20 protein-coding genes and 3 pseudogenes are annotated in these 19,441 nt (G+C 72.6%); 9 read left to right on the forward strand and 14 right to left on the reverse strand.

Going from position 1 to position 19,441, the window contains the following annotated elements; all coding sequences use genetic code 11:
- Positions 1-4 precede the first annotated feature (4 nt).
- Positions 5-538 (forward strand): GNAT family N-acetyltransferase, encoded by a 534-nt coding sequence (locus tag ACLQ2N_RS34975; protein WP_425819639.1) that lies wholly within the window; start codon positions 5-7, stop codon positions 536-538.
- 15 nt (positions 539-553) lie between these two features.
- On the opposite strand, the gene ACLQ2N_RS34980 is transcribed toward ACLQ2N_RS34975, so the two are convergent.
- The 3 genes and pseudogenes from ACLQ2N_RS34980 to ACLQ2N_RS34990 all read right to left on the reverse strand — a co-directional run bounded on the left by ACLQ2N_RS34980 (position 554) and on the right by ACLQ2N_RS34990 (position 3,680).
- The gene (locus tag ACLQ2N_RS34980) at positions 554-964 is read right to left on the reverse strand and encodes an SgcJ/EcaC family oxidoreductase (protein WP_425819641.1); all 411 of its coding nucleotides are present in this window, start codon (positions 962-964) and stop codon (positions 554-556) included.
- Positions 965-998: 34 nt separating this feature from the next.
- The gene (locus tag ACLQ2N_RS34985) at positions 999-2,237 is read right to left on the reverse strand and encodes an MFS transporter (RefSeq protein WP_425819643.1); all 1,239 of its coding nucleotides are present in this window, start codon (positions 2,235-2,237) and stop codon (positions 999-1,001) included.
- A gap of 197 nt (positions 2,238-2,434) precedes the next feature.
- Positions 2,435-3,680, reverse strand: a pseudogene (locus ACLQ2N_RS34990) (RNA-guided endonuclease InsQ/TnpB family protein).
- Between the two features lie 48 nt (positions 3,681-3,728).
- Between ACLQ2N_RS34990 and tnpA the strand changes: the two are divergent.
- The 6 genes and pseudogenes from tnpA to ACLQ2N_RS35020 all read left to right on the forward strand — a co-directional run.
- Positions 3,729-4,138 (forward strand): annotated as a pseudogene (gene tnpA / locus ACLQ2N_RS34995) (IS200/IS605 family transposase).
- Entirely contained in the window at positions 4,135-4,482 is a 348-nt protein-coding gene (locus ACLQ2N_RS35000) for a hypothetical protein (protein WP_425819645.1), read from the forward strand. The pseudogene tnpA and the gene ACLQ2N_RS35000 overlap by 4 nt, the downstream one beginning before the upstream one ends.
- A 21-nt stretch (positions 4,483-4,503) precedes the next feature.
- Positions 4,504-5,436 (forward strand): LysR family transcriptional regulator, encoded by a 933-nt coding sequence (locus tag ACLQ2N_RS35005; protein WP_425819647.1) that lies wholly within the window; start codon positions 4,504-4,506, stop codon positions 5,434-5,436.
- A 164-nt stretch (positions 5,437-5,600) separates the two neighbouring features.
- Positions 5,601-5,819: a hypothetical protein gene (locus tag ACLQ2N_RS35010; RefSeq protein WP_425819649.1), complete on the forward strand. Its 219-nt coding sequence runs from the start codon at positions 5,601-5,603 to the stop codon at positions 5,817-5,819.
- A 118-nt stretch (positions 5,820-5,937) separates the two neighbouring features.
- The gene (locus ACLQ2N_RS35015) at positions 5,938-6,381 is read left to right on the forward strand and encodes an SMI1/KNR4 family protein (RefSeq protein WP_425819651.1); all 444 of its coding nucleotides are present in this window, start codon (positions 5,938-5,940) and stop codon (positions 6,379-6,381) included.
- A gap of 218 nt (positions 6,382-6,599) precedes the next feature.
- Positions 6,600-7,047: pseudogene (locus ACLQ2N_RS35020) on the forward strand (Scr1 family TA system antitoxin-like transcriptional regulator); the annotation flags it as partial.
- An 81-nt stretch (positions 7,048-7,128) separates the two neighbouring features.
- Here the strand turns inward: ACLQ2N_RS35020 and ACLQ2N_RS35025 are convergent.
- The 4 genes from ACLQ2N_RS35025 to ACLQ2N_RS35040 all read right to left on the reverse strand — a co-directional run bounded on the left by ACLQ2N_RS35025 (position 7,129) and on the right by ACLQ2N_RS35040 (position 11,341).
- The gene (locus tag ACLQ2N_RS35025) at positions 7,129-7,647 is read right to left on the reverse strand and encodes a hypothetical protein (protein ID WP_425819653.1); all 519 of its coding nucleotides are present in this window, start codon (positions 7,645-7,647) and stop codon (positions 7,129-7,131) included.
- A 93-nt stretch (positions 7,648-7,740) separates the two neighbouring features.
- Positions 7,741-8,616: a hypothetical protein gene (locus tag ACLQ2N_RS35030; protein WP_425819655.1), complete on the reverse strand. Its 876-nt coding sequence runs from the start codon at positions 8,614-8,616 to the stop codon at positions 7,741-7,743.
- A gap of 1 nt (position 8,617) precedes the next feature.
- Positions 8,618-9,988 carry a VWA domain-containing protein gene (locus tag ACLQ2N_RS35035; RefSeq protein WP_425819657.1) on the reverse strand — a complete coding sequence of 457 codons (1,371 nt, stop codon included), beginning with the start codon at positions 9,986-9,988 and terminating at the stop codon, positions 8,618-8,620.
- 309 nt (positions 9,989-10,297) lie between these two features.
- Entirely contained in the window at positions 10,298-11,341 is a 1,044-nt protein-coding gene (locus tag ACLQ2N_RS35040; protein WP_425819659.1) for an SGNH/GDSL hydrolase family protein, read from the reverse strand.
- A 199-nt stretch (positions 11,342-11,540) separates the two neighbouring features.
- Here ACLQ2N_RS35040 and ACLQ2N_RS35045 point away from each other — a divergent pair, with 199 nt between their 5' ends.
- Positions 11,541-12,140: a hypothetical protein gene (locus ACLQ2N_RS35045; RefSeq protein WP_425819661.1), complete on the forward strand. Its 600-nt coding sequence runs from the start codon at positions 11,541-11,543 to the stop codon at positions 12,138-12,140.
- A gap of 321 nt (positions 12,141-12,461) precedes the next feature.
- Here the strand turns inward: ACLQ2N_RS35045 and ACLQ2N_RS35050 are convergent, their stop codons facing one another.
- The gene (locus ACLQ2N_RS35050) at positions 12,462-13,727 is read right to left on the reverse strand and encodes an RNA polymerase sigma factor (RefSeq protein ID WP_425819663.1); all 1,266 of its coding nucleotides are present in this window, start codon (positions 13,725-13,727) and stop codon (positions 12,462-12,464) included.
- Positions 13,724-14,101 carry a YciI family protein gene (locus tag ACLQ2N_RS35055; RefSeq protein ID WP_425819665.1) on the reverse strand — a complete coding sequence of 126 codons (378 nt, stop codon included), beginning with the start codon at positions 14,099-14,101 and terminating at the stop codon, positions 13,724-13,726. The genes ACLQ2N_RS35050 and ACLQ2N_RS35055 overlap by 4 nt, the downstream gene beginning before the upstream one ends.
- A 266-nt stretch (positions 14,102-14,367) precedes the next feature.
- Here ACLQ2N_RS35055 and ACLQ2N_RS35060 point away from each other — a divergent pair, with 266 nt between their 5' ends.
- Positions 14,368-15,561, forward strand: coding sequence for an alpha/beta hydrolase family protein (locus ACLQ2N_RS35060; protein ID WP_425819667.1), 1,194 nt, complete (start codon positions 14,368-14,370; stop codon positions 15,559-15,561).
- A 68-nt stretch (positions 15,562-15,629) separates the two neighbouring features.
- Here ACLQ2N_RS35060 and ACLQ2N_RS35065 read toward each other — a convergent pair whose 3' ends face one another.
- The 5 genes from ACLQ2N_RS35065 to ACLQ2N_RS35085 all read right to left on the reverse strand — a co-directional run bounded on the left by ACLQ2N_RS35065 (position 15,630) and on the right by ACLQ2N_RS35085 (position 19,420).
- Positions 15,630-16,097 (reverse strand): DUF2871 domain-containing protein, encoded by a 468-nt coding sequence (locus ACLQ2N_RS35065; RefSeq protein WP_425819669.1) that lies wholly within the window; start codon positions 16,095-16,097, stop codon positions 15,630-15,632.
- A gap of 173 nt (positions 16,098-16,270) precedes the next feature.
- Positions 16,271-16,762 carry a nucleotidyltransferase domain-containing protein gene (locus tag ACLQ2N_RS35070; RefSeq protein ID WP_425819671.1) on the reverse strand — a complete coding sequence of 164 codons (492 nt, stop codon included), beginning with the start codon at positions 16,760-16,762 and terminating at the stop codon, positions 16,271-16,273.
- The gene (locus tag ACLQ2N_RS35075; RefSeq protein WP_425819673.1) at positions 16,759-17,451 is read right to left on the reverse strand and encodes a response regulator; all 693 of its coding nucleotides are present in this window, start codon (positions 17,449-17,451) and stop codon (positions 16,759-16,761) included. The genes ACLQ2N_RS35070 and ACLQ2N_RS35075 overlap by 4 nt, the downstream gene beginning before the upstream one ends.
- The gene (locus tag ACLQ2N_RS35080) at positions 17,448-18,653 is read right to left on the reverse strand and encodes a histidine kinase (RefSeq protein WP_425819739.1); all 1,206 of its coding nucleotides are present in this window, start codon (positions 18,651-18,653) and stop codon (positions 17,448-17,450) included. The genes ACLQ2N_RS35075 and ACLQ2N_RS35080 overlap by 4 nt, the downstream gene beginning before the upstream one ends.
- A 32-nt stretch (positions 18,654-18,685) precedes the next feature.
- Positions 18,686-19,420, reverse strand: coding sequence for a hypothetical protein (locus ACLQ2N_RS35085; RefSeq protein ID WP_425819675.1), 735 nt, complete (start codon positions 19,418-19,420; stop codon positions 18,686-18,688).
- Positions 19,421-19,441 lie beyond the last annotated feature (21 nt).

Genomic DNA, 19,441 nt, shown 5'->3' on the forward strand with positions numbered 1-19,441 from the left:
TGGCGTGAAGGACCTGAGCCCGACCGACCTGCGCCTGCGCCCCGCCGGTGAAGCCGACCTCGCCTCCGTCGTACGGCTGCGGGACGACGCGGCCCGTTGGATGCTCGCCCGGGGCGTCACCGGCCAGTGGCAGCCCGGCGAACTCGCCGAGGACCACTTCCGCCGGATCATGGCGACGGGGGAGGTGTGGCTCGCCGAGGCCGCCGGACGTGTGGTCGGCGCCTGGGAGCTGTGGTGGGAGGACGAGGACGCCTGGGGCCCGCAGCCGGCGACGGCCGGTTACGTGCACCGGCTGATGGTGGACCGCACCGCCGTCCCGCCCGGCACGGGGCGCCGGCTCCTGCGGGCCGCCGAGCACCGCGTGGCCGAGGCGGGCCGGACGCTCGTACGCCTGGACTGCCTGGCGGGCAACGAGCCCCTGACCGCGTACTACCTCGGCGCCGGCTACCGGGTCGTCGGCCGCAAGGAGGGCAAGCCGCAGCCGGGCGGCACGCCGAAGTCGTTCACGCTGCTCGAAAAGGAGACGGCGGCGGGCTGACCGGCGCCGGTGCGGTCAGCCCGCGACGACCTGCGTGTTCTGACCGGCGGTCAGCAGCCACCGCCCGTCGTCGCCCCGGCTCATCACATACAGCGGAGCGCCCTCGCTCTCCTCCTCCGGCGCCAGGTAGCGCTGCCGGACCTTGACCGCCGCGACGTCCGGGCGGATGAAGAGGACGTGCGCCACGTCGTAGGTGACCCGCCCTGCCCAGTCGGCGGCGGGCAGCACGGTCCGGGTGAACGCGGAGATCGCGTCGATGCCGATGAGCACCTTGCCGTGGGCCGTCGTCCAGACCGCGTCGGGCCGGAAGAGGGCCAGGAACTCGTCGGGGTCCTTGCGCTGCTGGGAGCGCTCGACGGTGGCGACGACCGCGCGGATGGCTTCGAGGTCGGCGGCGTGTGCGGGGGTGTGTGTTTCGGTATCCATGCCCGGCATCCTGCGACCTCAAGTCCGGTTGAGATCAAGTCCGGTTGAGGTCGAGGGCGGCCGTCCGGGGCGCCCGCCCCCGCCCAGGGAGCAGGAACGGGGTGCCCAGGATCAGCACCCCGGCCACCGCGAGGGCGGCGCGCGGCCCGGTGACGTCGGCGAGCAGCCCGGCGAGCGCGGTGAGCACGGCGATGCACGCCTGCTGCCCGATCGACCAGGCGGTGAGCATACGGGCGACGAGGTGCTCGGGCGTGTGTTCCAGCCGGTACGCGGAGAGCACCGGCCCGTACAGGCTCATGTTGACGATGATGGCCAGCTCGACGGCCATCACCGTGACGAGCCCGAGGACACCCGGCCGTACGAAGACCAGCCCGATCAGCCAGACCGCGCGCAGGGTGCCCACCGTCCGCAAGACCCGGTCGCGGCCGTAGCGGGCGACGACCCGGCGGGCCAGCCGCGAGCCGATGAGCCCGCCGAGACACGGAGCGGCGAAGGCGAGACCGTACTGCCAGGGCGGGAACCCGAGGCGGCGCAGCAGGAGCACCGCCAGCAACGGTTCGGTGGCCATGATCAGGCCGCCGACGAGGACCTGGTTGAGGTAGAGCGCCCGCAGCACGGGGTGCCCCAGGATGTGCCGCCATCCGGCGAGCAGCGCACCCGCCCGCAGCGGGCTCCGGCCCGCCGGGCCCGGGGCGTCCTCCTTGCCCCGGATCGCGGTGATGCCGAGCGCGGAGAGCAGATAGCTGAGCGCGTCGGCCACCACGGTGGTGACCGGCCCGAAGACCCCGATCGCCGCGCCGCCGAGGGGCGGGCCGACCGCGATGGAGCTCCAGTTCGCGGCCTCGAACCGCGCGTTGGCGACGAGCAGGTCCTCCTGGCGGACGAGCGCCTTCAGATACGCGCCGCTCGCCGCCCCGAACGCGATCTTCGCCGCGGCGGCCACGGCCGACACGACCAGCAGCTGGACGAACCCGAGCAGCCCGAAGGCGTACGCGGCCGGGATCGACGCCATGGCCGCGAACCGGACCAGGTCCATCCCGATCATCACGGGCCGCTTGCGCCGGAACTCCACCCACGGCGCGAGCGGCACCGCGATCAGCGCCCCCACGGCGGGCCCGACCGCCGACAGCGCGGACACCTCGCCGGGCCCGGCGTCCAGCACCAGCACGGCGAGCAGCGGCAGCGCTCCGAACCCGAGCCCCGACCCGTACGCGCTCACGGCGTAGGCGGCCCACAACCAGCTGAACGGCCGCCCCCACGCTCTTCTGCCCATGCCGCCTCACCCATACAACCCGAAATAGCCGGGTGAGAGCTAACCGCTCGACGGAACCGCAGGTCAAACAACCGACGTGCGGTTTCCCCACAACCATTGGTTGTCGGAAGCTCGGCCTCGGTCCCACCCCGTCCGCCGCCGACTGAGGGCAGATCCTCTACGTGACTCCTCCCCGCCCCGGGGGGCGGGGCTTCTCGCTATGCCGTGTTGGCGTTGCGGCGGACCAGCCCGGCCCGTAGAACGTTGAGTGCCCCGACCTCGTCGGCATGCGCCTGGTGGCCGCAGTCGACGCAGTGGAACTTCTCCTGGGTGGGCCGGTTCTCCTGCGCGGTGTGCCCGCATGCGGGACACGTACGGGAGGTGTTGCGGGGGTCCACGGCCATCACTTCCCGCCCGGCACTCTCAGCCTTCGCGTTCAGGATCGTCAGGAACACCCCCCAACCGGCATCAGCGATCGAACGGTTCAGCCCCGCCCTGGCCCCTGCCCCGTTCGGCAGAAAGATCCCCGGTGCATCGGGGTCGGGTTTCGGTACAGGGGCCTTGGTCATGTTGCGGATCTTGAGGTCTTCGTGCGCGATGAAGTCGTGCTCCCGGACCAGAGTGAGCGCGGTCTTGTGTGCGTGGTCGAGCCGTCGGCGCCGCACTCTGCGGTGCAGGGCCTGCGACCTTCTCCACCGCCCGCTGATGGTTACGGGTGCGGTCCTTTGCCCCGCACCGGGGGAACCGGGACAGCGCCCGCTGCGCAGCCTCCAGCCTGGCGGCGGCCCTGCGGGCGTGACGCGGGTTGGGGATGTGGACGCCGTTGGAGTCGGTGAGGAACGACGCGATACCAAGGTCGATACCGATACCGATACCGATACCGATACCGATACCGATGCCGGAGCCGGTCGCGGGCAGTGGCTCGGGCACGGCCCGTTCGGCTGTGAGCACGACGAACCACTTACGGCCCTCACGCTTCACGCTGACGGTCTTGACCGTGCCGACCACCGGGCGGTGCCGGTGGACCCTGACATGCCCGACGCCCTGGAGACGGACCCGGGTGACCGGGTCGTGCGGGGTGGAGTCCCAACGGCAGCCGTCCCCGTCCTTGGGGAAGTCCACTGTGTCGAACCAGTTCACCCCGCGAAAGCGCGGGTAGCCGGGCTTGTCCCCGATCTTGACCCGGCGGAAGAACGCGGCGAACGCCTTGTCGAGTCGCCGCAGCGTGGCCTGCTGGGAGCTGAACGACCAGCGGCCCTGACGCTCGGGGCCGAAGGCCCGGATGTCCTTGAGCTGCCCGGACTGCGTCCCGTACTTGATGCTCGTCCTCGACGGATGCCGGTAGGCGTCGCGGCGTTCCTGCAACGCACCGTTGTAGAGCGAGCAGTGATCACGCAGCATCTCACCGAGCGCGATCGCCTGGCTCACGGTGGGCCGTAACAGAAACTTGTACGCACGAATCAACCAGCCCACCCCCTTCGTCCGGCTTGCCCAAGACTCTCCCCTTGGTGGATGTCACCGCGCTGGGAAACCGATCCCGAAGTCCGCAGGGGAAATCATGTCGTTTTCAACTTGCACGTGCACTTGGTGTTTGTCACCAGGTATCGGCACGGTGTCTTCAACGACGACATGCTGACCCGCTGCGAAGAGATCATGCGGGACGTCTGCCAGTCCTTCGAGGCAGAGCTGCGTGAGTTCAACGGCGAAGATGATCACGTCCACCTTCTGGTGCACTACCCACCGAAGGTCCAGCTGTCCAAACTGGTCAACTCCCTCAAAGGGGTCTCCTCCCGATACTTGCGCCAGGAGTTCACCGGCCGCGCAGTCACGCACGGCCGTTTCTGGTCCCCGTCCTACTTCGCAGGGTCCTGCGACGGAGCACCGTTGAGCAGTACATCGAGCAGCAGAAACGTCCGCTTTGACCATCACGTCAGAACAGCCACGAGATCGCATTCCCGCCCCAGCCCGAAGGCCAAGATCCCTGCGAAGATCAGGGGCGGCCGTCCCCGCCACCGCCGTCGCGATCCTCGCCTTCAACCACGCGACGCGTACCCTCGGCCCGGCCAACGGCGTCCTGTTCATCAACCTCGTCCCGATCACGGCCTTCGCGATCGAAGCCGTACGCGGCCACCGGCCGACCACCGCCGAACTCGCCGGCGTCGCGCCGACCCTGGCGGCCGTCATCGCCAACAACGTCTACGGCCGCCGTGCGGCGGGGCGGGCGCGGGCCGCCGACACCAGGAAGACGCTCACGACGGCCGCGTGACGTTCCCTAAGGTAGGGCGACGTGGACCTCCAAGCAGTACGCACCTTCGTCGCCGTCACGGAAGCGGGCGGGTTCCAGAAGGCCGCCGCGGACCTCTCGGTCACCCAGCAGGCCGTCTCCAAGCGCATCGCCGCACTGGAGGCGGCCCTCGGCGTCCGGTTGTTCACACGCGCCCCGCGTGGCGCCGAGCTCACCATCGACGGCCGGGCGTTTTTGCCCCACGCGCGCGAACTGCTGCGCGCGGCCGAGCGCGCGACCGCGTCCGTACGCCCCGGCAGCCGCCCGCTGCGCGTCGACGTGCTCGCGTCCCGCACCGCGCAGTCGAACCTGATGCGCGCCTTCCACCGCGCACACCCCGGGATCGCCCTCGACGTGATGATGCTGGTCAGCATGGACACGGCCGTCGCCGCGCTGCGCTCCGGCGAACTCGACGCGACCTTCCGCGCCGTCACGGCCCCCGGCCGCCCCCTGCCCGACGACATCGCGTCCGCCCGCGTCCTGGACGAACCCCTCCAGCTCCTCACCGGCCCCGCCCACACCCTGGCCGACGCCCCCTCGGTGACCCTCACCGGTCTGGCCGGCCACCGCATCTGGATGCCGGGCATCGCCCCCGGCACCGAGTGGGGCGCCTACTACGACGACCTGGCCGCGGAGTTCGACCTGACCATCGAGGCGACGGGCCCGAACTTCGGCTCGGACGTCCTGCTCGACACCATCGCGGACACCCCGTCCCTGGCCACGTTCATGGGCGAACACTCCCGCCTCATCTGGCCCAGGACCCACGACCTGCGCCGTATCCCGGTCACGGACCCGACCCCGGTCTACCCCCACTCCCTCCTCTGGCACCGCGACAACCCGCACCCGGGACTGGCGACGCTGCGGACGCACCTGGCGACGGCGGGGGATTACGGGGCGGCGGGAACCTGGGTGCCGGGGTGGGCGGTCGAAAAGTGAACACGGGAGTTGTGCGACCTGTAGTGAGCGAGGTTCGCAAGCTCCGCGAAGGCGTGGGCCTGCCTCCATCCGGCGGAACGCCAGGCGGCCTCACCTTCAGCACCCACGTGAATGCTGTGCTTGGACGTTCCCTCGACCGGAGCGGAGACCCGGTCGTCGTATGGATGTCCTACGATCGGTTCGCCACGACCGCAGACGAGGGGGTCGACGGCGACCCGCTTCGGGACGAGACCACCCACCTGATCCTCACCCGGAAGGGCGGCGACTGGAAGGTGACCACCGACCCGGCGCTCGAGGCCAAGGCCAAGGGGCCGCACGCGTATGACCCTGCCGGCACGTACGCCTGGGCGGACGGATGGCGGCGGGTTACCGACGCCGGGTAGGGCCCGCCGGATCGGAGCCCCCACCGCATTCGCGCCGGCCGCTTCGAGGCACTTTGCACCTTCCGCCGACAGGCGGCTGAACGGCGACTCACCGTCGTATCGTGGTGGGACCGAGCCCATGAAAGGCGAATCAGCGGTGTGGACCGAAGTCGTCACAGCACTACCTCCTACGGCAGTCCTCCGGCCCCCCGCGTCGGAGTCGTCGTTGGCCCACTGCGCCACGGTCCTCGGCCATCCGCTGCCCGCAGACCTCGTCGCCCTCCTACGGGAGACCGACGGCATCGAGGACGAGTACGGAGACGGCCTCGTCTGGCCGACCGAGAACGTGGCCTCCACGAATCAGAGCCTCCGCGAGGACTCCGCGTTCCCCGCCCTCTACATGCCGTTCGCCCCGCTCCTCTTCTTCGCGGACGCGGGCAACGGCGACCTGTTCGCGCTTCTCGCCACGATCGACCGCCCCGACGTCTTCGCCTGGAACCACGAGAACGACAGCCGCACCTGGGTGGCCCCCGACCTGGCCACGTACCTCGACTGGCGGCTGACCGGACGGATCGATCCGTAGCGCCAGACCCGGCGCCCCTGCAACACCGCCGTCCACCCTCCACGCCTCAGCGTTGTCCCACCCCCCGGCGTGACAGTGACCTCCGCCCCGTACACCGGCAGTTCACCCTCCTCGATCCACCGCCACCGCACCCCGTCGAGCAGGTCGTACAGGCGGCGCGGGCCGCCTTGGTGGACGGTGGCGGTGCGGTCGCCGGGGCGGGTGGCGGCGCGGGCCGGCTGATCACCCGCTCCGAAGACCCTCTGGAGCTTCGCGTCATCATGGACGAGACGACCGTCCGGAGGATGGTCGGCAGTCAGGAGGTCATGCTCGACCAGTTCAAGGAGATCGCGGATCTCGGCGAGCTGGACAACGTGACCATCCAGATCCTGACGCACGACGTGGTCACTTATCGGCCGGAGAGCAACTTCATCCTGTTCGACACCATCGCGGACACCCCGTCCCTGGCCCCGTTCATGGGCGAACACTCCCGCCTCGTCCGGCCCACCGGCCACGACCTGCGCCGCATCCCGGTCACGGACCCGACCCCCGGTCCACCCCCCCTCCCTCCTCTGGCACCGCGACAACCCGCACCCGGGGCTGGAGGCGCTGCGGACGCACCTGGCGACGGCGGGGGATTACGGGGCGGCGGGAACCTGGGTGCCGGGGTGGGCGATCGGGCAGTGAACGAGAGGCGATCCGTCGCACGCGAACGGCATCCGGGCTGATATCAGCGGACGGCTCATGCGCTCACGGCGGCCTGGGCGCTCAACGGCTCCGGGTCTCGGGCAGCCACTTGTCGAAGCCCCAGCCCGGGAAGGAGGAGCCGAGGTACGGCAGGTGCCCGGCCCAGTCCTCAGCCGTCAGAGCCTGAACCCCTTGCAACGCGATCTCACCGGCCGCGTCGATGTCGAACCCCCACGAGAAGCCGGCCAGCGGCACGACGCGCCGTTCGGTGTCGTCCATCGGCGTCCAGGCCAGAAAGCTGTGTGCCGTCCAGTCCAGGACGGCCCGTTCAGCCCGTGACGGGGCATCGAACAGCGTCGGGTTGAGGCCGAAGAACGCGTAGGGCGACGGTGCGTCCTCGAAAAGGTAGAACGGGTCCATGTCGAACGCGGATCCCGCGGAGGAGTTGTCCGTCGAACGCACCAGCTGGACCCAGCCGAACATGGCCCGGTACCCCTTGCCCGGGTAGTCCACCACAGCCGTGCAACTCGGGAAACCGGCGGAGGACGGGTGCTTGCCCACGGCAACGGGATCGTCGACGCGCTCCAGCGTCACGGTCACGCGCCCTGCAATGTCGTCACGTAAGAAGGGAATGCCCATGGCCCTCACCCTGCCGTTCGGCCAGATCGGTGACAAGGTCCACTGAGCCCGGGTTCAGAACGGGGAGGGCGGCCCGCCGGGGGCGCCGGTGTGGGGCGGCTGCTGCGGGGTGCCGTGCGGCGGTGGGCCCGGGGGGACGGGTGCGGGGGTGGGCCGCGGTGCCGCGCGGCCCGGGCGGCGGCGTACGGCGCCGAGGGCGAGTGCGGCGACCACGCCTCCGGCCAGCGCGGCGGGCAGCGCCCACGGCGGCAGGCCCTTGCCGGCCGCCGCGGCGGCGGCCGGGTCCGGGTCCGGGTCCGCCGCAGTCTCGGGCGGCGTGGTCGCGGCGGCGGGTTCCGGCTCGGCGGGGACGGCGCCGGCCGGAGTGCCGGGCTTCCAGGATGCGACGGGCCGGGGCGTGACGCCGGTGCCGGTGGCGGCGGACACCGTGAGGGGAAGCGTGTCGCCCTTGGTTTGGGTGGCTCCGCCGATGCCGACCTGGACGTAGTAGGTTCCGGCTCGCTCGACGGGCTTGTAGTCGACGGTTCCCACGGTGCACTCGGCGGTGAAGGTGCCGCCGCTTCGGGCCGTGGCGTGTCCGCGGTAGATCATCTCGGTGCCGTTCGAGGAGCCGTCGCACAGGATGGGCCGGCGGGTGGGGTCGTAGATCCGGACACCGAGCCGCTCGTAGTGGGGTGAGGGGCCGGGGTCGTAGCCGCCGGGCACCTCGACCGATGCCTTGACGTCCAGGCGCTGGCCGGGCTTGAGGGTGATCTTCCAGAAGTGGAAGTCGCCGACGGTGAGCCGGCGCTGAGCGCCCTCGTCGAGGGGGGTGCTGCTGTTGAACGAGTAGCCCCCCGCCGATCCCGTGGCGCCGTCGGCGGCGTGCGCGGTGCCGGCGGCGAGGAGGCCGAATGCCGCGGTGGTCATGAGTGCGGTGCGTACGCGCATGTCAGGCTCCCCTGCGGCGGTTGCGGGCGATGGCGAATCGAAGGGCCAGGGTGAGCAGGAACGCGGCCGGGGCGGCGATGGCGAGGGCTGCCGGGCGGTCCAGGAAGGGCGTGGCGGCCGCGCTTGTCCCGGTGGTGCCGGCGCGGTGGTGGCCGGTGTTCGGGGGCGTGCTGCCGGTGTTCGGGGGTGTGGTGGGCTGTCCGGCCTCGGCGCCCGCGCCGGTGACCCGTTCGTCGGGTGTTCCGTCGGGGCGGACGGCCCGGTCGGCGATGCCGACGGCGACCTCGACCGGCTCGGCCCGCCCTGTCCGGACCTTGCTGTGGATCCGGGCGCAGACCTCGGTGCTGTCGGTTCCGGCGGGAATCCTGTCCCAGGACAGGCGTTCGGACTGGACGCCGATGGACATGACGTTGGACCAGCGGTCCTCGACCGCCGTCTCCGTGGCCCACACCCCGGCCTGGCCGGGCAGCGACAGCTGGGCGTTGACCGAGGTCGGGGTCTCCCACGCGCCGGCCGGGACGACGGAGCCGGAGAACCGGAGCGACTGCCCCGGGCGCAGCGTGACCTTGTACCAGCGGGACTCGCCCTCCCGGATCCTGTCGAGGTACTGGCCGGGGACGAGGACGGGGGCGCTGGGGCAGTCCTTGCCGCCGCTGACCCTGGTGCCGCTTCGCGCGTACGGGGTGAGGGCGCGTTTCACGGACTGGTCGAGCCGGTCGGCCAGTTCGTCCGCGTCACCCGCGTCCACGTACGTCCCCTTCGTGGCGTTCGCGATGCACGTCAGCTCGCGTTTGGCGGCGGCGTTGACCCTCAGGCCGACGGTGTCGACGACCAGGTCGATCCCGGCCCCCTTGAGTTCACGGGCGACCTGGCACGGGCTCGGGGGAGCGCAGGTGTCCTCCCCGTCGCTGACGAGGATGATCCGGCGCGGTCCGGTGTCCCCGAGGTCGGCGGCCGCGGCCCGCAGGCTGCGGCCGATCGGCGTCATCCCGACCGGCTTCAGCGCCTGCACCCGGGCCAGCGCGGACGCCTTCGAGGCGGAGTCCATCGGGGCGACCGGGGCGAGGAGTCCGGTGTCCTTGCATCCGGGGCCCTTGGCCTCACCGGCGTACTCGGACCCGTACACCCGCAGCCCCATGGCCGTGCCGTCGGGTGTTTTGTCGAGGAGGCGGCGGACGGCGGTCTTGGCGGCGTCGAGCCTGGTCTGCCCGCCCGCGTCCTCGGTCGCCATCGACCCCGACACATCGAGCACCGTCTCGATGCGGGGCGGCGCCTGCTCCGCGGCGGGTGCGGCCCCGGCCGGGGCGCCCGCCAGCACGGCAGCGACGAGAGCCAGGGCGAAGCAGGCCCGCGAACGGGCCGCCGCGCTCACCGGGCGCCCCCCTCGGCCCGGGCCGCCCGTACGACGATCCCCGAGCCGCCATCCATATGCGCTGCGGATTGCACTGTGCGAACCTCTGTAGGCAATCGAGGCATGCAAGTATCCCCCATCTCATGCAAAACCAAAGAGCTTTGACCCACCGCCGTGGCGCTCACGAGGGAAAACTATAGCGTTGCTTTCGCAAAGGCAAGAGGGGGTTTCGGATCGTGGGCGCCGCGTGCCGGCCGGGCTCGTTCCGAGAGGGGCCGCACCGGGCCCGCCGCACCGGCAACACCCCCGGCCACCGCGCTTTTGTGACGGTCAGCGTTCGAGAAGGGCGATGCGGACGGCCCGCTCGACGTGGGCCGCCATGTCGGCGTGGCCCTCGGCGTTGGGGTGGACCAGGGTGGCCTTCTTGCCGATGGCACCGCAGTCCAGCGCCGTGCCCGGGAGTCCGGCGGGCCAGTAGTCCTCGGCGTCACCGCAGATGCCCTCGACCCACTTGGTGTCCGCCGGCCGGCAGGCGTCGTGGCCCACGCTGGAGGAGTAGACGTCCACGTAGCGGTCGCCGAAGAAGCCGCTCACCTGCTGGATGGTGCTGTTCAGCGGCTTGAGGACTTCGTCGCGGAGCCAGTCGACGTCGGCGTGGCCGATGAGGCTCAGCCCGGTGAGGGACTGACGGTCGCAGGCGCCGCCGTCCTCGGGGAAGGCGGCCGGGTAGCCCACCGTGACGACCTTGGCGTGGGGCGCCGCCCGGTGCACCCGGGCCAGCATCTCGATGTATTCGCCCCGGACCCGGGCGAGCTTGTCCTGAAGGCTCTCCTCTCCCTCGGGCGGGCTGGTGTAGTGGTCGCGGCAGGACCGGCCGGCCGCGCCCATCTCCAGGCACCTGGTCAGGATGCCGGCGAAGGGCAGGCTGTTGCCGCCGACGCCGATGGTGACGACGTCCGTCCCGTCACCGAGTCCGGCCCGCTCGGTCTGCGGGGCCACCGACGGCCAGCCGGCGGCGGGCGGCTGGACCGGGCTGACCGGGGTCTGCCGGGTCGTGGCGATGTCGGAGATCGCCGCGCCGCCGCAGCTGACGTCGGTCAGGCTGACGGGCCTGCCGGGCGGGAACCCGGCGAGTTCCCGTTCCACGAGATCCGGGTAGGCATCCGCGGTGCGGGCGCAGCCGTCGCGCGACGCGTCGCCCAGCGGCGGCTGCGGGGCTCCGACGAAGACGCCGGCGGTGTACGAGTCGCCCAGGGCGGCCCACTGGTAGGAGTCGGCCGCACCGGCGGAGCCGGAGGGCAGCAGCGCGGATGCCGCGAGGGCGAGCCCGACGGCCAGGGCGCGCGTGCGCAGGAGGGAGACACGGTGTCGCATGGATGCTCCAGGTGGGGGGAAGGGCGCCCGGGGGCCGGCCGGCTCCTCCGGGGTGGGGGCAGCTCGTCCAGGATCATCCACGGTGCCCGGCCGGCATTCCGGTACGTCGGGCGGACATGCCCCGATCGGGGTAAGACATCGGGGATCCGGCGCTGCCCGCGCGGGCCTGACGATCCGTACCGGTCGATAGGCTGACCCCATGGGCGTCGACCTCACCACCCTCATCGCCGACTGGTCCTGGCTGGCCGAGGTCCCGCCCCCCGAGCGGCTGGAGCGGCTGCGGGACGCCTGGTACGACGAGGCGACCGGGCTGTGGGACGCCATGTCGGTGACGTACGGGTGGGAGTGGCCGCGCGGGCCGCACAGCGCGTACTTCGGCGTGTACGAGTTCCCCGGCACCCTCGGCTCGTACAAGCCGCACTTCTGGGCGGGGGAGGCATGGGAGAAGGCGCGCGACCACGTCGGCCCGGCCGTGCGGGCGGACCTGGACGCGCTGCTCGGCGGGCTGATCTGGAACGGGCCGGACTTCGATGACGAGGGGCCGGACGAGGGCTACGACTTCTTCTCCGGGGGCTCCGGCCTGCTGGTCGCTCAGTCCCCAAAGGGCGTACGGGAACTGCTCGCGGCCTGGGAGCGCGTACGGGCCCGGCTCGATGAGCTCCGCGCGCCCTTCGAGGAGCACTCCACCGCGTTCCGGTTCAGCGACTTCGACGCCTTCGTGCGCCTCCTGGCCAACTGGGGGGAAGTCCTGGCCGAGGCCGCCCGCAGGGGCTGGGGGATCGCGGGCGTGAACGGGTAGCGGTCACCGCCTGCGAAAGACCCCGGCCCGATCCGGTGCCGCTTCTCCACCCGGCCCCCGCACCGCCCGTCGACCAGCTCCGCGACGGACTCCGGCAGCCCGCGCCGGGCGGCCTCCGGAAGCGCCCGGTGCCCGCAGTACGTGCGCAGCACGGCCAGGTACTGCGCCGTGGTGTACGTGACGTCGTGCTCCTCCCGCCGGAAGACCGCAGGGCCGAAGCGGCCGGTGCGCGCCACCTCCTCCGCGTCCGCCCGGCGCCCGCCCGGCGCCCCACCCATGAGCGGCGAACGGGCCGGGCGCGGACCGGCAGCCGGGAGCGGATCAGCCGGGGCGGCCGGTCGCCTCCGCGAGGCGACGGGCCAGGAAGGCGCGCTCCACCTCGTTGCCGGTCATGGCCAGGGCCTCCTCGTACGATGTGGCCGCCTCCGCCCACCGGCCCAGGGCGCGCAGGAAGCCGGCGCGGGCCGCGCTCAGGTACGCGTAGGTCCCCAGCGCCGGATCGTCCAGCAGGGGGGTGAGCGCGGCCAGGCCCGCCCGGGGGCCGTCCCGGAATCCCACGGCGATCGCGAGGTTGAGCAGGACCACCGACGACGGCCACAGGCGGTGCAGTTCCCGGTAGAGCCCGATCACTTCCGTCCAGTCGGTCTCCTCCCACGTCGCGGCTTTTGCGTGCACCGCCGCGATGGCCGCCTGGAGCGAGTACCGGGTGGGGCCCCCGCGGCGCAGCGACTCGGTCAGCAGCGTGCAACCCTCCTCGATCCGCCGGGTGTCCCATCGCGCCCGGTCCTGTTCGCAGAGCAGGACCAGCTCCCCGGCCTTCGATACGCGGGTCTCCCGGCGCGAGTCGGTGAGCAGGACCAGCGCGAGCAGGCCGGCGACCTCGCTGTTGCCCGGCAGCAGGCGGTGGAGGGTGCGGGCGAGGTGGAGGGCACCGTCCACCAGGTCCTGCCGTACGAGCCGGCTGCCGACGGGCGCGGCGTGGCCGGTGGTGAACACCAGGTGCACGACGTCGAGCACGGAGCCCAGGCGCCCGGGAAGGTCCTCGGGGCCGGGCACCCGGTAGGCGATCCTGGCACCGCTGATCTTCTTCTTCGCCCGGGTGATCCGCGCCGCCATCGCGGTCTCCTGGACCAGGAAGGCCCGGGCCACCTCGGCCGTGGACAAGCCGCACACCAGCCGCAGGGTCAGCGCCACCCGGGCGTCACGCGAGAGGGCGGGATGGCAGCACGTGAAGATGAGCCGCAACCAGTCGTCGTCGACCGCCCGGGGCTCCTCCCCGTCCTGCGGCCCGGCCACCACGTCGTCCATGACCAGCAGCGGCAGCGCCGAGCGCAGGACGGACTCCCGGCGCAGGATGTCCTTCGCGCGGTTGCGCGCGACGGTGGTCAGCCACGCGCCCGGCCGCTGCGGGACACCGTTCTGCGTCCACTTCCGCAGCGCCTGGGCGTACGCGTCCTGGGCACACTCCTCGGCGAGGCCGAGATCGCGGGTGACGCGCACCGTCGCGGCGAGCACTCCGGCCCACTCGCGCCGGTGCGCCCGCGCGACGGCCTCCCTGACATCGGCGCCGCCGGTGTTCTCCGTCACGACACGCCGGTCCCGCTGGGGCCCGGGTCGTTGACCGGGCGGATCTCGACCCCGCTGTGCCCCACCGCCACCTCGGGCAGCCGCTCGGCGAGCGCGATGGCCGCGTCCAGGTCGGGCGCCTCCACCACGTAGTAGCCGCCCAGGGCCTCCTTGGCCTCCAGGAACGGCCCGTCGGTCAGCGCCGGCCGGCCGCTCACGCTGCCGCGCAGGGTCGTCGCGGTCGTCGTCGGCAGGAGCTCGTGACCGGAGAGGACCGCGGCACCGGCCGCGGCGGTGAAGGCGGCGTGGGCGGCCCCGAGCTCCCTCTGGTCCTGCTCGGACATCGATTCCCAGGTCTGCTCGTCCCCGTAGATGAGGAGCAGGTACTTCGCCATCTCGTGCATCCCGTCGCCATGGGGCCTGTTGCGGCCCTCCTGCATCCACGACGAACGAGCCGGCCGCAGATCGACGTTCACCGCCGCGGCAGAGGATAGGACTTCGACGGACGCCCTGAACCCGCGGCCCCGTCGCCCGTTCCCGCTGACCGCGTGCCGGTGGGCCCGTAGTACGACACACATCCCGTCCATGCGACCAGAGAGGTACGAAAACGCGTACCGCGGGCGGACGTTGACGCGCCCGGCCCCCGCCTAGCGTTCGGGTCATGAGAACTCGTCACCGCGCCACGGCCGCCGCGCTCCTCGTCCTCGCCCTGGGCGCGACGGCCGTCCCCCCGGCCCTCGCCTCCCCCCGTCCCGCCCCCTCCACCCCCGTCGCCGACGTCCCCGCCCCCCGGCTGCGGCTCCCCGCCCCGTCCGGGCCGTACGCCGTCGGCGAGGACACCCTCCACCTGCGGGACACCGGGCGCGCCGACCCGTACGTACCGGAGGCGGGGGCGCGTGAGCTGCTGGTGTCCGTCTTCTACCCGGCGCGGGCCGGGACCGGGGCCCGTGCCCCGTACATGAGCACGGAGGAGGCGGAACTGCTGCTGGAATCCCGGGGGTTGGGCGGGGTCGCCGCGCCCGGGGCGGTCGCGGCCACCGAGACGTACGCGCGTACCGGCGCCGCGCCCGCGCGCGGGAGGTTTCCGCTCGTCGTGCTGTCGCCCGGGTTCGGGCAGAGCCGTTTCACGCTGACGTCCCTCGCGGCGGACCTGGCCTCCCGGGGGTACGTCGTCGCGGCGGTGGACCACGCCCACGAGTCCGTCGCCACCGTCTTCCCGGGCGGGCGCGTCCTGCCCTGCGCCGCCTGCGCGTACGTGGAGCGCGTCGGTGACGCGGGGCTCGCGGAGGTCGCGCGGGGCCGGGCCGAGGACGTCTCGTTCCTGCTGGACCGGCTGACGGGCCATCACCCCGCCTGGCGGCATGCCCCGATGATCGACCGGGGGAGCATCGGCATGGCCGGGCACTCCATCGGCGGCGACTGCGCCGCGTCCACGATGGCCGCCGACCGGCGGGTGCGCGCGGGCGTGAACATGGACGGCACCTTCTACGACCCGGTTCCCGCCGCGGGGCTCAAGGGCCGGCCGTTCCTGATGCTCGGCACCGAGGCCGACCACGCTTCCGGCGGCACCTTCGACACCACGTGGGACCGCGACTGGAAGCGCCTCGACGGCTGGAAGAGGTGGCTCACGGTCGCCGGAGCCGGCCACTTCACCTTCACCGACCTGCCGCTGCTCGGGGCGGAGCTGGGCATCGCCGACCCCTCGGCCCCGCTGCCCGCCGGCCGTTCCGGCGACATCACCCGCGACTACGTCGCCGCCTTCTTCGACCTCCACCTCAAGGGCGTACCGCAGCGTCTGCTCGCCGGCCCGACGCCGGGCAATCCCGAGGTGACGTTCCAGGCGCCCGCGCGGTAGCGGGGCGGACGCACGACGGGGGGCCTCGATCATTACGGCGTAATGATCGAGGCCCCCCGCATGCGGGGTCAGACGGCGCCCGCGGTCTGTGCGGTCGGCTCGTCCGGAGTGGCGGCCGGCTTGACGTGCTCGTTGACGCGCTTGCCGAGCAGGATGAAGAGCAGGACCAGCCCCACGGTCAGCAGGATGTGGCCGAGTCCGGCGGTCAGCGGCACGGCCTCCGCGATGTGGTCCTCGTCGCGGCCGAGCACGGTCAGGATGCCGTGGACGCCCATCATCGCCGTCGAGATGGCGATGCCGGTGTTGTAGAACCAGAAGAACGCGGTGAACAGCTTCGAGCCGGACAGCCCGAAGACCTTGTCCAGGGCGAGGACGATCAGGAAGACGAGCATGCCCAGCGCCAGAAGATGGGTGTGCATGAGCGCCAGCTGGGTGTCGCCGTGGAAGTCCTTGATCTTGGTGAACTCCCGGTAGAAGAGCCCCGAGACCACTCCGACGATCATGTAGACGTGTGCTGCGTAATACGACTTCCGCATGGCGGAGCTCGCCCCCTGAGTCAAGTACCTTACCGATCAAGGGTATTCAAGCACCCGCCGCCGCGCGTACGGGTGCTTCCCCAGGAGATGGGGGGACTTCGTGAGCGCGCTTCGAGCCGGTTCCGAGCGCGTCCCGTGCGCGGCGGGGGCACCGGTCGAGCCCCGCCCCGGGGTCAGAAGTGCGTACGGATCCCGAACGCCTCGCGGAGCCGGGCCATGTCATGGAGATCCCGGTCCCTGGGCTCGTAACCCTGGTGGAAGGAGACCTGCTGCGCGGCCGACAGGCAGGGCACGGTGCGGCCCCGGACACGGCCCGTGACGAAGCAGCCCGCCGGATAGACGAACGGCTTCCCGGGCTCCAGCGACTCCTGGAGGGCGCCTCCACCGGGGCCGAACACGAGCGGGTGCAGATCGATCTGACGTCCCGCCGCGTCCGAGACGACGAACCGTGCGGGCCGCCAGTCGAGCGTTTCGGTGAACCCGGCCGCGGCAAGAGCGGCGACGACCGCCGGCTCCTGCTCCAGGCGGTGCATCAGGTCCAGATCCTCGTGCTCCCGGGTCTGCCGCCCCACCAGGGCGTCGATGCCCCAGCCCCCGCCGACCCAGACCTCCGTACCGGCCTCCCGCAGCAGGTCCAGGACCTCCAGCACATCGTCGCCCGTCACGCGGTCGCGTCCCCTTCCCGAGGAGTGGCGGTGACGAGCCCCGACTCATAGGCGCTGATCACCAGTTGGGCCCGGTCCCGGGCACGCAGCTTGCTCAGCAGCCGGCCGATGTAGGTCTTCACGGTGCCGCTGCTGAGATGAAGGTACGTGGAGATGTCGGCGTTGGAGAGGCCCCGGGCCACCAGCACGAGGACTTCGCGCTCGCGGTCCGTGAGCTCCCCGAGCGAGGGCGCCGGCCCGGGGCGGGCCCCGGGGAGACGGGCGAACTCGGCGATCAGCCGCCGGGTCACCGAGGGCGCGAGCAGGGACTCACCGGCGGCGACCGTACGGATGCCCGCGAGCAGCACCTCGGGAGAGGTGTCCTTGAGCAGGAACCCCGCCGCTCCGGCGCGCAGCGCGCCGTACACGTACTCGTCGAGGTCGAAGGTGGTGAGGATCAGCACGCGTGCCGTGGCCGTCCCGGGGGAACCGGCGATGTGCCGGGTCGCCTCGATGCCGTCCATGCCGGGCATCCGGATGTCCATCAGCACCACGTCCGGGCGCAGTCGCCGCGCGCCCTCGACGGCCTCGGCCCCGGTCCCGGCCTCGCCCACCGCCCTCAGCCCGGGAGCGGTGTCGATGAGCACCCGGAAACTCCCCCGGAGCAGCGACTGGTCGTCGGCGACGAGTACCCGGACGGGCTCGGTCACGTCATCGGCTCCTCGCTGCTCGGGGCCGGGCCGTGGGCCGGTCCGGACAGGAGCCGGGCGGACACGGCGAATCCTCCGCCGGGCCTGGGGCCGGCGGTCAGCGTCCCGTTGTACATCATCACCCGCTCACGCATCCCCACGAGCCCGTGGCCGCCGCCGGGCGCGCTTCGGCCGGGCGTGCCCGGGCTCCCCTTCCCGTCGTCCACGACCTCGACGCAGACCTCCCCTCCCGGACCGGTGGTGACCGCGACCTGGCAGTGGGCGCCGGTGCCGGCGTGCTTGACCACGTTCGTCAGGGCCTCCTGGACGATCCGGTAGACGGCCAGCGCCGCCCCCGCCGGAACGCCGCCGGCCGGGCGGGCGCGCAGTTCGGTACGGACCCCGGCCCGCTCGGCGCGCCGGACGAGGGCCGGAAGGTCGTCCAGGCCGGGTGGGGGAGCGGTCTGCGCCCGACCGGTGCCGCCGCGCAGTACCCCCAGGGCCCGCCGCATCTCGGTGAGCGCCTCCCGGCCGGTCTGCTCGATGGCCCGGACCGCGTCCCGCGTCTCCTGGGGACGCGACCCGGCGACATGGTTGGCCACGGCCGCCTTGACGACGATCACACTCAGGCTGTGCGAGACGATGTCGTGCAACTCCCGGGCGATGCGCAGCCGTTCCTCGGCCAGCGCCTCCTCCGCGAGGCGGCGCTCCCGCCGCGCCGACCGCTTCCGCCGCTCCCGTACGACGCGGCCCGCCGACCACGCGGCCCCGAGGACCAGCCAGACAAGGGCGGCGGTTGCGACCGCTTCCGCCCACGGGCCGGAGGGCGTCACGGCCGCCTCACCGGTGACGACGGCGGCGGCCGCGACGAGCAGGGCCAGGGCGCCCGCCACGGCCGCCCGGCGCGCCGGTCCGGCGAGCGCGACCGCGTAGAGCGCCAGGGCGGGGGAGACGTAGGGGTCCCGGGTGATGTCGAGCAGCGTCGCGGCCGCCGAAGCGCCCAGCACCGTGCCCAGGACGGGCAGGGGCCACAGGCGCCGGACCGCCAGTGGCACCCCGACCCCGCCGGCCACCAGGAGGCCCAGCCACCACGGACCCGTGAACCGGGGGAGGCCGTCCGTGTCGCCCTGCCCGGCCAGCGCCGCGTAGCCGGCCGTCACCACGGCCGCCGCGCAGGCGTCGAGCACCAGCAGATGCGCCCCGGCCCCGGCACGCCGCCTCATGAAGTGCACCGGCCGACGATATCCGAGGCCGCTCATCCGGCCCGTCCGAAGAAGAACATGCCGGTCGCCACGGCGCCCACCAGAAGAAACCTTCCGGCGACGGTGGCCGAGACCGGGGTCCGGCCCCCGCGCCCCACGGCCACACCCAGCGGGACGAGCGCGACGCACAGCCCCACGGCGGCGGCCACCGACAGCGGGGTTGTCCCCTTGAGCACCCCCAGCGGCATCCCCGCAGCCATGGCCAGCGCCACGGCACGCAACGGCCCGAGCACCCGGGCCCGGTACGCGCCGACGGCCAGCAGGAGCCAGCCGCCCATGATCGCCGCGTTGAGCGTGCTGAAGACGTGGAACGAACCGTACGCCCCGCCCACCGTGCGCGTCGCCGCCGCGGCCCCCTGGGCGGCGACCAGCTGGAAGGCCAGGTGGTCCACCCCGGCGTGGAACGCACGGGCGAAGAGGCCGAGGACGGTGAACACACCCCCCCACAGGGCGAGTTCCCGGTGCTTCTCGCCGACCCTGGCGGCCAGCAGCACGACCCCCGGCCACAGCAGCACCCACCCGGCGGACACCAGGCTGTACGCGGCCGTCATCAGCCCCGGATGATGTTCGTACGCGCTCAGCTGCGCCGGGAAGAAGAAGTCGAAGCGCAGGCGCAGCAGCACACCGGCGAGCAGCAGCGACGGGCCCAGAACGAGGGAGGCGCCGCCCACCCAGCGCCCCGGAAAGGCGGGGCGGGGCACGGGGTCCGGCACAGGGGTGAAGGTCATGGGGCCACGATCCCGCCGTCG

It is taken from the genome of Streptomyces sp. DT224 (assembly GCF_049844595.1).
In the GTDB taxonomy this organism is placed as follows: Bacteria; Actinomycetota; Actinomycetes; order Streptomycetales; family Streptomycetaceae; genus Streptomyces.